The 13,229-nt window shown below is 35.1% G+C and carries 14 protein-coding genes; 7 read left to right on the plus strand and 7 right to left on the minus strand.

The features are described from left to right. Positions 1–52: 52 nt before the first annotated feature. Positions 53–1,981: an LTA synthase family protein gene (locus NBX25_RS17325; protein WP_250254550.1), complete on the minus strand. Its 1,929-nt coding sequence runs from the start codon at positions 1,979–1,981 to the stop codon at positions 53–55. Between the two features lie 89 nt (positions 1,982–2,070). Here NBX25_RS17325 and NBX25_RS17330 point away from each other — a divergent pair, with 89 nt between their 5' ends. The 5 genes from NBX25_RS17330 (at position 2,071) to NBX25_RS17350 (ending at position 5,208) form a co-directional block, all read left to right on the plus strand. Next, positions 2,071–2,784 (plus strand): CDP-alcohol phosphatidyltransferase family protein, encoded by a 714-nt coding sequence (locus tag NBX25_RS17330; protein ID WP_250254551.1) that lies wholly within the window; start codon positions 2,071–2,073, stop codon positions 2,782–2,784. A 59-nt stretch (positions 2,785–2,843) separates the two neighbouring features. Further along, positions 2,844–3,608: a 3'-5' exonuclease gene (locus tag NBX25_RS17335; RefSeq protein ID WP_123910230.1), complete on the plus strand. Its 765-nt coding sequence runs from the start codon at positions 2,844–2,846 to the stop codon at positions 3,606–3,608. A gap of 6 nt (positions 3,609–3,614) precedes the next feature. Next, positions 3,615–4,016, plus strand: coding sequence for a putative signal transducing protein (locus NBX25_RS17340; RefSeq protein WP_250254552.1), 402 nt, complete (start codon positions 3,615–3,617; stop codon positions 4,014–4,016). 80 nt (positions 4,017–4,096) lie between these two features. Continuing rightward, positions 4,097–4,702, plus strand: a complete 606-nt coding sequence (locus NBX25_RS17345; protein WP_250254553.1) for a fumarylacetoacetate hydrolase family protein — start codon at positions 4,097–4,099, stop codon at positions 4,700–4,702. A gap of 59 nt (positions 4,703–4,761) precedes the next feature. Beyond that, positions 4,762–5,208, plus strand: a complete 447-nt coding sequence (locus NBX25_RS17350) for a universal stress protein (protein ID WP_123910227.1) — start codon at positions 4,762–4,764, stop codon at positions 5,206–5,208. Between the two features lie 79 nt (positions 5,209–5,287). Here NBX25_RS17350 and NBX25_RS17355 read toward each other — a convergent pair whose 3' ends face one another. After that, positions 5,288–5,521 carry a DUF6341 family protein gene (locus NBX25_RS17355; RefSeq protein ID WP_123910226.1) on the minus strand — a complete coding sequence of 78 codons (234 nt, stop codon included), beginning with the start codon at positions 5,519–5,521 and terminating at the stop codon, positions 5,288–5,290. A gap of 42 nt (positions 5,522–5,563) precedes the next feature. Here NBX25_RS17355 and NBX25_RS17360 point away from each other — a divergent pair, with 42 nt between their 5' ends. Both NBX25_RS17360 and NBX25_RS17365 read left to right on the plus strand, forming a co-directional pair. Continuing rightward, a complete protein-coding gene (locus tag NBX25_RS17360) occupies positions 5,564–6,469 on the plus strand; it encodes a DUF6427 family protein (RefSeq protein WP_123910225.1) in 906 nt (301 codons plus the stop codon). A 6-nt stretch (positions 6,470–6,475) separates the two neighbouring features. Beyond that, positions 6,476–7,060: a DUF3109 family protein gene (locus tag NBX25_RS17365; protein ID WP_250254554.1), complete on the plus strand. Its 585-nt coding sequence runs from the start codon at positions 6,476–6,478 to the stop codon at positions 7,058–7,060. A 159-nt stretch (positions 7,061–7,219) separates the two neighbouring features. Here NBX25_RS17365 and NBX25_RS17370 read toward each other — a convergent pair whose 3' ends face one another. From NBX25_RS17370 to NBX25_RS17390, 5 genes are all read right to left on the minus strand, one after another. Then, positions 7,220–7,906 (minus strand): hypothetical protein, encoded by a 687-nt coding sequence (locus tag NBX25_RS17370; RefSeq protein ID WP_123910223.1) that lies wholly within the window; start codon positions 7,904–7,906, stop codon positions 7,220–7,222. A gap of 185 nt (positions 7,907–8,091) precedes the next feature. After that, positions 8,092–9,426, minus strand: a complete 1,335-nt coding sequence (locus NBX25_RS17375) for a trigger factor (RefSeq protein ID WP_123910222.1) — start codon at positions 9,424–9,426, stop codon at positions 8,092–8,094. 136 nt (positions 9,427–9,562) lie between these two features. After that, positions 9,563–10,135, minus strand: coding sequence for a hypothetical protein (locus tag NBX25_RS17380; RefSeq protein ID WP_123910221.1), 573 nt, complete (start codon positions 10,133–10,135; stop codon positions 9,563–9,565). A 55-nt stretch (positions 10,136–10,190) separates the two neighbouring features. Beyond that, positions 10,191–12,575 carry a TonB-dependent receptor gene (locus NBX25_RS17385; RefSeq protein ID WP_250254555.1) on the minus strand — a complete coding sequence of 795 codons (2,385 nt, stop codon included), beginning with the start codon at positions 12,573–12,575 and terminating at the stop codon, positions 10,191–10,193. Between the two features lie 292 nt (positions 12,576–12,867). After that, positions 12,868–13,221 carry a hypothetical protein gene (locus NBX25_RS17390; RefSeq protein WP_250254556.1) on the minus strand — a complete coding sequence of 118 codons (354 nt, stop codon included), beginning with the start codon at positions 13,219–13,221 and terminating at the stop codon, positions 12,868–12,870. Positions 13,222–13,229 lie beyond the last annotated feature (8 nt).

Below are 13,229 nucleotides of genomic sequence, written 5' to 3' on the forward strand. Positions count from 1 at the left end.
CGAACAAAAACTTTTATTATACAAAGCATAAAAGAGCAAATAATTAGATTTATTAATTCAGCTTTCTATTAATCACTCTATCCATATAATCCTGATACCATGCTTTTGCAGTCTGTTTTCCCTGTTCTACTTCAGGTGTTTTTAACTGGTTAATCAGGTTCTTCTCAAGAGCAAGATCAGATTTATTATATACTCCGACAATTTCCTTGCCATCAAAACGATAGATATAATTTCCAATCATAAACTGTTCATTATTTCCATCCGAATTGACCATAATACTTGGGTATTTCTTATCACTTACCAAACTTCTCCCCCAGCTTCTGATAGGTTTATTATACCCAATCAGGTCTGCAAGTGTAGGATAAATATCTATTTGCTGAGCTATTTCAGGGTTTTCTCCTTTAAGCTGATATGCTGGATTGGGGGAATATAATACCAATGGAACGGCAAAACGGTTCATCGCTTTTTCATATTCCGGATAGTAAATCTGATTGGTATGATCTCCTGTGAAAACAAAAATCGTATTATGAAACCAAGGTTGCTTTTTAGCCGTTTCAAAATATTTTTTTATTGCATAATCCGTATACTGTATCGGCTCGTGCATTTCTATTTTTCCTTTTTTAAATTTCCCTTGATACTTCTCAGGAATTTTGAATGGATGGTGAGAAGACGCCGTAAAAACCGTAGTCATAAAAGGTTGTTTTTTTCCTACATTCTTAGCAAAATACTGAAGGAAGGGTTCATCCCAGATGGCCCACATTCCATCAAAATCCTCATCATGATTGTATTCTGTTTTCCCAAAATAATGTTTAAACCCTAAGATATTACCAAATCCAAGGAATCCCATAGAGCCATTTGGAGCTCCATGATAGAAAGAGGTATCATAGCCCAGATCATTACAGACAGAAACAATAGACTGAATTTTCTGATTGGAGTATGGAGAACCTGTAAAAGCATCAGTAAGACTCGGAATTCCTGCCAATACACTGCTCATTCCATGAATAGACTGCCTTCCGTTAGCAAAAGTATTTGGAAAAATAAGACTCTGAGTCGCCAGACTATCCATAAAAGGAGTGTACGAAACGTAATCTTTAATATTTTTATCTTTATTAAATGCTCCTGAATACTCTCTCCCAAAAGATTCTACTATAAAAATCACAATATTGGGACGGTTTTCTACCTTTCTATCATATATTTTAAGAGGCTGTACATTCTCTTCAATATACTTTTGATCTACAAAATGAACTTCCTTAAAATTATTGGTATTTAAAGTTCTGAAGAATGAGAATGTACTATTGAGAACCAAATTACCCTGTAGTGGATTGGCTACAAAACGAGTGGCATCCACCATATTGATCGGCCTTGTACTGTGTTTGAAATCTCCTCTGATCCCTCCTACTACCAAGACTGCTGTAATACACAAAGTAACGATGGAAGATAAAAAATAAGGGAGTAATTGAGCTGGCTTTGCTTCATCAACTTTTACTTTTTTATATAGGAAAACCCATAATCCCATTAAAACAATAAACCAAATCAGCACAAAAGGATGCTGACCAACAGAAATCATAAGCGTCTGGGAAACATTGGATTCATGCTCTGCTACCTGAAATACTGCTGAAGTAAGCCTTGACTGGGAGAACTTATAATAAATAAAATCTCCGAAATTCATACTATACGCCAATCCGTTCGTCAGAAAATAAATCCAGAAAAGGACTTTCTGAAACTCTTTTTTGGTATTAATGACCAATGGAAGAAGACTTAATAATATAAATAGCGCATTGACATACAATATAGCAGTGGTATCGAAAGCAGCACCATGATAAGCCAGTTTAAAATACTCTGAAACAGAGTCTACTTTAATCAGATCTTTATTAAAATACCAGAATAAAAGTCTTGCAATCTGATAAAAAGCATAGGCTAAAAAAATCCTGTAAAGCAATGCCAGAACTTCCTGTTTTCTAAATCCTTTTAAAAATTTCATGTGGCAAATTTACATCAAAATCACTTTATTGCGTTTTTTAGTACATATTATTTTGAGTTAGAATTTTTAAAAACTGTAATTTTGTACTTATGAGTTTTATAAAGAATAATCTGGCTAATGCCTTAACCCTGGCTAATCTATTTGCTGGATGCGTGGGTGTAATACATCTTATTTTGGGAGACTATCAAACAACGGCAATATGCCTTGTCCTCTCCTCTATTTTCGATTTTTTTGACGGTTTTGTAGCCAGAGCCTTAAAATCAAACTCTAATCTGGGGCTTCAGCTCGATTCTCTTGCAGATATGGTGAGTTTTGGAGTTATCCCCGGGGTTACTATGTATAAAGCCCTTGAGCCATTCGGAACTGAGCTTCTTGGACTTCATTTCCCTTTTGAAATTAAGTATATTGGTTTGGTAGTAACTGTTTTCTCCTGCTTAAGACTTGCAATCTTCAATCTTGATGAGGAACAGAGATACTATTTTAAAGGATTAAATACGCCAACCAATACCGTTCTTTTATTTGGTTTGTACTATGCTTTTAAGGAAACCGGAAATTTCAGCTTCCTTTTTGAAAATGCGTTACTGCTTATCATCCTTGCATTCCTTACGTCATGGCTTCTTATCAGCCCGATCAAAATGATGGCAATGAAATTTAAATCCAAGGCGTTAAAAGATAACTATCCAAAAGTAGTATTATTGATTGGCGGGATTGCTATTCTTTCCATCTTCAAGATTGTGGGAATTCCGATGCTGGTCATCTATTATATATTGGTATCACTTATTTTTCAAAGACAATTAAAATAGAAATCAGAAAGGACTCTGATTTTTAACATTAACACATTTTCAAATTATTAATTATAGACATGAACTTAAAACTCCATAAACCCCTTTGCATTTTTGACCTGGAAACGACAGGAACCAACATCGGAAAAGATAAAATTGTTGAAATTTGTATCTTAAAAGTAAATCCGGATGCCTCCAGAGAAAGCAAAACATGGCGTGTGAATCCGGAAATGCCAATTCCTAAAGAAAGCAGTGAAATTCACGGAATTTATGATGAGGATGTGAAAGATTCACCTACCTTCAGGGAAATCGCTTCTAAAGTAATGGAAATGATTGCCGGCACTGATCTGGGAGGTTTTAATTCTAACAGATTTGACGTCCCTCTTCTAGCTGAAGAGCTGCTAAGAGTGGGTATGGATTTTGACCTTAGCAAATTCAGATTGGTAGATGCACAGACTATTTTCCATAAAAAAGAACCTAGAAATTTAGGCGCTGCGTATCAGTTTTACTGTGGAAAAACACTGGAAAATGCACACTCAGCAGAAGCGGATGTAATGGCTACTTTTGAAGTTCTGGATGCTCAGGTAGGAAAATATGATGACATTCCGAATGAAATTGCTCCATTAAGCGAGTTTACTTTCCATAATAAAAATGCAGACCTTGCCGGATTTATCGGATATAATGATAAGCAGGAAGAGGTGTTCAACTTTGGAAAATATAAAGGACAGGGAGTAAAAGCTGTGTTCCAGAAAGATCTTGGATACTTTGCATGGCTTCAGAACGCAGATTTCCCACTGTATACCAAAAAAGTATTCACCAAAATTCAACTATCAAGTAGATTTTAAATAAATATGTCTGATCTGGTTCGTTTTAAATTTTATGAAACTGCCCTTGAAGCGAATAGGGACAAACAGATTCTGGCTGAAAACGGAATTAATAGTTTCATTGCCAATGAACAGCTTATTCAATCGGATTGGCTGCTGTCTCAGGCTGTAGGTGGCATTCAGCTTCAGGTTTTTGAAGAAGATCTGGAAAAAGCAGGTCAGGTTCTACAGGATTATAAAGACAATGAACAATACTCATTGGAAGTAGAACATACTATTGAAAACCCGGAGTTTGACTTTGTTTGTCCTAAATGTGGTTCTAATCATATTTACAGGGATGACAGGGCTACCAGTTTCTTTGGAATTTCATTTCTGACAAGCCATAAATTTGTATGTTACTATTGTGGGAATGAATTTACCCATGAATAAATACTCCAATAAAATATTTACATTAATCAGAAGATTGCCTCGTTCCTCATAACCATGCAGTCCAAAATAAATAAAGAATTATGAAGATCATTTGTATAGGAAGAAACTACAGCGAGCACGCTAAAGAATTAGGAAATGAAGTTCCTGAGAACCCTGTTATTTTCATGAAGCCAGATACAGCGGTTTTAAAAGGAAATGATTTTTATATTCCGGAATTCTCCAATGATATTCATTATGAACTTGAAGTAGTGGTAAAGGTATCAAAAGGTGGAAAATACATCCAGAAGGAAACCGCCCACAAGCATTACGAAGAGCTTAGCTTAGGAATTGATTTTACAGCCAGAGATCTTCAGAGTGAATTGAAATCAAAAGGTTTACCCTGGGAGCTTGCTAAAGGTTTTGATGGTTCTGCTGTGGTAGGAAGCTTCTTTAAAAAGGAGAATTTTAACCTTGATAACCTTTCTTTTTCGTTATTAAAAAATAAAGATAAGGTTCAGGATGGTAATACAAAAGATATGTTATTCAATATTGATGATATTATTTCTTTTGCTTCTCAGTATTTCACTCTAAGAGTGGGAGATCTTATTTTTACCGGTACCCCAAAAGGAGTTGGAAAAGTAGATGAAAATGATATTCTGGAAGCTTATCTGCAAGATGAAAAAATCCTTGATATCCGAATATTATAAGTATTTAATATAAAAGTCTGGTAAATTTTTCATATCTTTAGGTAACAAAATGAAAGGTTATGATAAATATTGTATTACCCGTAGATTTTGGGGACAAAACAGACCAACTGGTGGAAGGTGCCATAAAATTTGCAAAACAACTTAATGGTAGAATTTACCTGATCCATGTTGCACCATCAGATATCGGCTTTGCCATTGGTGATATGGGATTTCAATATTTTCCGGAAGTGGAAGCGAATGAAATCAGGGAAGAATTGGTTCAGCTTAATAAAATTGAGCAAAGAATCATCGCCCATGATATCGATTGTGAACATCTTTTAAAACAAGGATTGGCAAAAGATATCATCCTGGAACACGCCAAAGCAAAGAATGCAGATTATATTGTGATGGGATCACATGGGAGAAGCGGAATTTATGATGTCTTTGTAGGAAGTCTTACCAAAGGACTGACAAAAAGCTCAACTGTTCCTGTTTTAGTACTTCCTATCCACGACACGACTAAGTAAGAAAAAATTTTAATCGTTAGTAATAAAAAAACCGATCAAATAAATTATTTGATCGGTTTTTTACTATATAACCAATTAATTAACCTTCTTTTTTGTAGATATTCGGATCGTAGTAAGGGTGCTTACCCTCTGTTGGAGAATAATAATCTTTATCTTTATCACCACCTAATGTTACTACCAGCACGTAGCACCAGTAAGTAAATAATACACAGCAAACTATAAATAGAATCCAGTTTAAAACATTTCCAAAAGCATCAAAGAACCCGAAACTCGATTTGAAAACTTTGCTTAAGAATAGAAAGAAAGACGTCATTATTTTCCTTTTTTAAATTAACTTTGTACAAATTTATAAAAAATGTTTAAATTACTTTCAAAAGAAAGCAATATTTTTTCAATTCCTGTTTATATTGGTTGTCTTCTTTTAGTAGTCGTAATATTTAACATACTGAATTTCAATACTTACGAAGCAATTATTGCCGGAATTACTTTTCTGGGAATTGCTTTGGGATATTTTTGTTTTCACAGCATTGCTCTTAATTATCAGACGCATCTTCCATTATTCTTATATACGTTTTTTATTTTTGGGCTGTATCCGGGTAATCTAGACATAGGAATTGCGGTTTCATTATTAACCAATTCCTTTCTGATCTTACTTTTAACCAGCGCAGATGAAGATATAAGGAAGAAGTCATATGTATTGGTAGGTGCCATCGTAGCATTAAACTTTATTTTCCTTCCAACCACCTGGCCGATGGCTGTTTTTGTAATTATTCATGTGGTGGCTACCTCTGCCAAAGTAGGGCTAAACCTGTTCAGATTCCTTTTAGGGGTTATTCTGATTACATTCAGTTATTTTTCTGTCATGTATTTCGTTCAGTTCACTACATGGAATATTGATTATTTTCCGTTTGGAAAGATGAAACCGGTGACAGATTATACAGAATTACTCCCTTTAATTCCTGTGGCATTGATGCTTATTTATGCCGTATATGACCATTTTCAAAATTATAATAAGAAAAGCCCGATAAGCAGATACAAATATACTTTTCTGCTGGTCTTTTCATTAGCTCAGCTTGTTACCATCATTTTATATATGAATAAAAGCTACGAATATTTGCTGCTTCTGGCATTTCCGTCAAGTATTATTCTAAGCAGAATGATGAGATTCTTACCCAAATATTGGATGCAGGAGGCCAGCTTATGGCTTATTATTTTGAGTTTACTTACCTTTAAAGCAGGTACGTATTTTGATTTATTTTAAAAAATTATGATTCAGATAGACGATAAATTGATTTCTGAGGAAATCTTTTCCGAAGAATTTGTGTGCAACCTTACCAAATGTAAGGGAGCATGTTGTGTAGAAGGTGATGTTGGAGCTCCACTGGACAAAAATGAGCTTGAAATACTGGACGGTATTTTTGACAAAATCAAACCTTATCTTACTCAGGAGGGCATTAAAGCTCTTGAGGAGCAAGGTACGTGGACTACTGATCCACACGACGGAATGTATGTTACTCCCATGGTAGAAAACCGTGAATGTGCTTATGTAACTTTTGATGATAAAGGAATTACAAAATGTGGTATTGAAAAAGCATATGAAGATGGTGCTGTAGACTGGCAAAAACCTATTTCATGCCACCTATACCCTATCCGTGTTACAGAATATTCTGCATTTACGGCTTTAAATTATCATGAATGGAATGTATGCAGCGATGCCTGTACGCTTGGAAAAGAGCTTCAGGTTCCTGTTTATAAATTCCTGAAAACCCCATTGATCAGAAAGTACGGTGAAGAATTTTACTCCGTTCTGAGCGGAGCTGCTGATGAATGGAAGAAAGAATATGGTTCATAGATAATCTTCTTTACATAAAAAAGCCGGAATTATTAATTTCCGGCTTTTTTATATGTAAAGGATGAAACTGCGTGACGGATAATGGAGGTTATTAACACTAAAATTAATAATTGCTCTCAATAACTTCCAGCTTCCAGCCTCTGGCTTCTTACTTTTTACCTATTTAAAATCAGCATCCGTTACTCCGGAATTAACTGTAATCTTAGTGGTTTTAATATTCACTTTCTGACCTGCCCCTTCTGCTTCTACATCAGCAGGAAATTGTAGTCCGTCTACAGCCATATAACTTTTTATCGTTACATTTCCTTCTCCGGCAATTGTCTTATATAAAAGTCCTGTAGCAGCATCAAAATAAAATTTTCCTTTATCTGAAGATAACACATTGTAGTCTTTACCATCCAGTTTTTCTACAGCAACATTTTGAAAAGCAGCTCCGTCAAAAGCTAGAGCATCCACCGGTTTTGCTTTTTTCAGTTCAGCAACTTTGTCTGCAGGGATTGCGGTTTTGTTTCCCATCTGATCAAAATATCCTTTTTCACCATCGAAAAACTGAACCATCTGCTGCCCCATAAGCGACTGTACAGACTTGAATTTGTTACCCATTTTTTTGGTAGTCATGTTAATTTCCATTCCTTGAGCAGACATGGTATTTTCCATATAAAGCGTTTTTACGCCTTCTAATTTTTCTTTTCCTCCCAATGCCTTAAAGTAATTATCTAATACTTCTTTAGCTGTTAAGGTTGATTTGGCAGCCTCCGTTTTTACAGAAGCGGCATCTTTCTTCTGAGCTGTTGCCGGAACGGAGAAAAGTACGGCACAGAAAAATGGAATGATGATCTTTTTCATATATATAATAAGTTTAAAGGGTAAATATATGAATATTGGCGGACATGGCTAAATATGAGTAATGAGTAATAAACAATAGGTAGTAAGTGATGATGAATAAATGATACTGAGAAGATTCAGAGAAGAATAGAAGTAAAAAAACCGCCAAAAATTGGCGGTTTTGAAATATTTATATCTGAGTATAATTATTTTTTAAGCTCTTCTAAAAATTCGTCGTGAGAAATTTTAGTTTCTTTTTTGCTCGCTTTTTCAAGAATTACATCTTTTAATTTAGCCATAGCTACTTCAGAAGAGATTTGTCTTACTTGCTCCTGATCTTTCAACATTTCAACAGCATATTTTTGGATCTCCTCATCACCTAAGTGGTGGATTCCGTAGATAGCCAATTGGTTTTTCACTAATTGCTCAGCTTGTGCCAATACATCAGCATAGTCAAGGTTGATTTCGTTATCAGTCATCAATTTACCTTCGATGATCTGGTATCTCAATTGGTTTTTCTCAGCTTCAAGGATTTCTTTAGCCTGATCTTCAGACTGGATGTTCTGGTTAGAGAACATTAACCATTTTACTAGGAAAGTTTCAGGAAGAGATACTTCTTCTTTTTCAGTAACTTGCTCTAATACTTTATTCACGAAGTGAACATCAGCATTTTGTTGGAAATACTCATCTAATTCAGTCTTAACTTTATCTTTAAGCTCGTCTTCAGATGTAATGTTTCCTTCTCCGTATACTTTGTCGAATAACTCCTGATTAAGTTCAGCTAAGTTTAATGAATAGAAGTCTTTTACTTTCACTTCAATTTCATTGTGGTGTAAGTGTTCTACTTCTTCTTTTCCGAATCCTAATTCTTTAGCTAATTCTTCATCACCTGCAAGAGTTTCTTTAGTTACTTTTACAGATCCATCCATTTTCAAAGCTTTTACTAATTTGAAAGCTTCTTTGTTTTCACCTGTAATGGTAACGTTCTTTGGGTGGTGGTGGTGCTCTCCTTCAGCATCTTCTTCCACAACTTGAGAAACTTCTAAAGCGATGTAAGAATCTTTAGTGATTTTATCTTGAGGAACCTGCTCAGCGAAACGCTTCTGCATATTTTCAATACTCTTGCTGATTTCTTTTTCAGAAGCTTCTACTTTGTAGTGAGGTGCTTCATATTTAGCTAAATCTATAGTGAATGCAGGCTCATATCCTACTTCGAAAGCAACTGTTACCTGATCAGCGTTGTAATCTAATTCGTTTACTGGCTGAGGAATAGGCTGACCAACTAATCTTAACTTGTTTTCGTTAACATAGCTGTTCAAAGCATCAGAAACCTGTCTGTTGATTTCTTCAAATGCAATTCCTGCTTCATATTGTTTTTTAACCATACTCAAAGGCACTTTCCCTTTTCTGAATCCAGGAACTTGCGCATTTTTAGCATAATTAATCAATTGCTTTTCTACTTTTTCTTTGTAGTCAGATTTCTCCAATGTTACAGTAAGTAATGCACTTACATCATCATGGTTTTGTGCGGTAACCTTCATTATTGATTAAAATTTTAGGTTGCAAAAATATGAATTTTTTATTAGAATCACTCATTTAAAATCAACTAATACAGCCAAATATTGTTAAATAAAAAACCGCCGAGATTTTCGGCGGTATAAACAAGATTAATTATCCTTAATTGCTTAAGTTATATTTAGCTTCGGCATCAGTTTCCCCTCCTGTTACGCTTCCCCAGGCAGTTCCTGATTTAGCGTCATTTACACTTTGTGGAGAGTGAATAAGTGTTAATTTTAGGAATGGCGCATCCCCATTCACTGCTTTTGTAACAGTCCATTTTGTTCTTAGTCCTACTCTTTTTCCATCATTTCTTAAATCACTTCCATCCAATCTTTCTACTGTAATATCAGACTTTGGAAAATCAAAAATAAGAAAGTGCTCATTTTTAGCATCAATAATTTCCTTCGTAGCATCTTCACTTCCATTTCTGAATTTTGCTTCAACAGTATAGCTCTTTCCATCTTTAAGAGGTATAGTAGGTATTCCTCCGGCTCCGATACTGTAGTCATATGGAATTGTATTTGTAGTTCCATCTTCAGTCACCAACAGTACGATGTTTGTAAGCTCTTCCTGAGGAAGGTCATCTTCTTCCGCAGAACCATTTCTCTGGCAAGAAATAACTGTAGTAACAGTAATAAATAAGACAGCTAGTAATTTGATTATATTTTTAGTATTGAATTGTTTGTTCATTGTTAATAAATTTAAAATTTGTAAAATTTTGATTGAATAGTTTTAAAAAAAATCTTTAGAATTTGTACCTAAAGTTTAAAATAAAGTTTCTTCCCGGTTCATCTGCAAAGAATCTCAAACGATTCAGATACTCCCTGTAAGAAGTATTGAAAAGATTGTTTACAATAAGTCCTGCCGAAAAGTTTTTGCTGATATTGATTCCTGTTTGAATATTCCATAGTGAGTATCCACTTGGCGGTGTACTGATATCAAGCATTTTATCCACCAATTCTCCATTTACATAAAGTTCCAACGGCACATTTCGAATCGGGAATCTGGTTTGTTTTAGGAATGTTTGATTTTCAACGGTGAAATAAAAATTATTCCATTTTTGTTTTTTAAACTGCAATGCATTGGAAAAGTTTGGTGGCATCATTAGAATCAACGGTTCGTTATTCGTATCATCCTGTCCATAGACATAGCTTCCTCTCCCTACATAAGTCAAATCATCTGTCAGTTTCCAGTTAACATCCAAATCCACCCCATACATTTTCGCATCAATCTGCTGGTATACCCATTCTGGGAACACTCCTCTGATTGTCCCTTTTATACCTACCGGAACTTCATTAATGAAATTTTTTGTGATGAAGAAATAAGGATTTACAGAAACATTCAAGCCTTTCAGAATATTAAACTTTGAATCTATATTCAAGTTAAACTGATGTCCCTGCTCATTTTTCAGCCCCATATCTCCAGTTTCGATCACTCCAGCTGAGTGATGCAGACCATCTGAAAATAATTCCGCTACATTTGGAGCCCGCCCTACTTTTGCATAATTAAATTTCACATCAAAATTTGCATTAGGACGATATTCCAACCCTGCATTGAAGGAAACATTATTATAATTAAGTTGAGGACGTGTCAAAACTCTGTTTTGATCTGTTTTTACATAAAATTGGGGATAAGTATCTGCATAGGATTTCTCCCAGTCACTTTTATCGTACCATTTGGTCACATCATAACGGGTGAAGTCATATCTTGCTCCTGCCTCAAAATTAAATTCAGAAGAAATTTTGTATTTGAAAACAGAATAGGCTCCTGCAGAATATTTATCATAATTCGGGATCAGACGTCTTGCCTTTGTCGCCGGGTCTGAATAATTATTCTGAAAACCGGCATCAATCCCTGTTTCTAATGACCATTTTCCTCTTTCTATCAGATCATTGATATTAAACTGGTGGGTCATCAGTTCCAAATCAAGAGCCGGTGTATCTTTCAATTCACCTCTTCTGATATCATATTCCTGTCTGTGATTATACTGATAACTGTATGTAGCCGACAGTTTTCCGATATTTTCAAATCTTTTGAAAGCCGAAACTTTGGCAATATGATGCTCAACTACCTGTCTTGGATTATCAATATCATAACTGAACTTACCAGAATACACTGGAGGGTTTGCATTCATTGCTCTATCATAATCCCCGGTTGTAGAGACATGTGAATCTCTTAAAATCCCAATATTTTGATTGGTCAAATAATAGTCGAAAGAAATTCCCCTTTCAAAAGTATTATTCTGAACGGTAAAATTAAATGATGAAAAATCCATTCCTGTATTTTTCAAATTATAATCCGGAGCGCTCTGATCTCCTAATTTTTTGATGCTTCCCCCGGATTTTATGGCCCAACCATTCTTCCATATTCTGGCAACATCTACATCAAGTCCCAGCCCTCTTCCGTTGGAAATTCCCGTAAGTCCTATTGAACCTTTAAGAGTATCTTTTTTAGGAAAAACTTCTGGTTCCAGTACTACTACTCCTCCTATGGCATCACTACCATACTTCAGAGCAGAGGCTCCTTTGATCACATCAATATGCTGAAAATTATTAATATCAACATTGGGAGCATGTTCTACTCCCCATTCCTGTTCTGCCAATCGTACTCCATTATTTAAAATGCTGATACGACTTCCATAAAGACCATGAATAACCGGCTTTGAAATATTATTTCCAGTTTTCAGAGCAGTTACCCCTGAGATTTTAGATAACAAGTTTCCAAGATTATCTGTAGAGTTTTTCTCTATATCAGATTTACTGAGTGTCTTGATTACCAATGAACCATTATTTTTATGATTTCCATGTATGGTAATGGTTTCAATATCATTACTGTGATGCTCCAGTGTAATGACCAGATGTACATCCTGATCAACTCCTATATTTTCAGTATAATCATTGCAATCAGGATGTTTTGCAATGAGTGTATACTTCCCTGCAGGGACTTTATCAAAGGAGAACACTCCTTTTTTATTTGTTTTGGCTGTAAGATTCCCAATTTTCACCACTGCATTTTCCAACATGGTTTTATCATGAAAATCCTGAACCGTTCCTTGTACAGTATACGTTTTCTGTGCACTCGTAAATGCTGATCCACAAAAGATCAACAACAGGCAATATATCAATTTCATTGTAAAATAGATTGATTGCGTACCCTTTTAATAATAGGTACATTTTTCGTTAAAATTTATTGAATGGGCTTGGATTCATAATACAATGCGTGATATGCATGTAAAATGTAATATTAATAATGACAATCGTGAAGTTAAATATAGTAAAAGTAAGTAACTGAGTAATTTTAATTAGTATTACTACTTACGCAAAACCAGCAGTTGCTTTTTCAACTACTTTAGACATTAAACTTCAAATCTTGCACATAAAACTCTAGAAAATAGAGCTATAAACCCAATAAGAATGTATTGTTTAGGAAATTGTGGGCGGTCCCCGAAGTTGAAAGGTAAATTTGGTCTGAGACCAGATTTTTTCCTGAATAGCAATAATTTGCTTTACTTCGTGCGTATAATGCTCAAAGCTAAAGCTAAATTCTTCAGGAGCTAATGTGTGTCCGGTCACCAAAAAGTGGCAGGCCAGACAGTCACCCGCTTTCTCTTTAGTAACGGCTTTCGTCACAGAATTTTCGACTTTTTTAAAGTTAAATGCCTTAAAATAATCTACCGATTCGTGGTGGTGAAAGCTCTGAGAAAGCAGCGCGATGAAGTACATCCCAAACAATAGCCTGGAGATAAATACTTTTAAGTTTCTGCTTTCTTTAATCATGGTTCAAA

It is taken from the genome of Chryseobacterium sp. Marseille-Q3244 (genome assembly GCF_940807095.1).
Classification (GTDB): Bacteria; Bacteroidota; Bacteroidia; order Flavobacteriales; family Weeksellaceae; genus Chryseobacterium.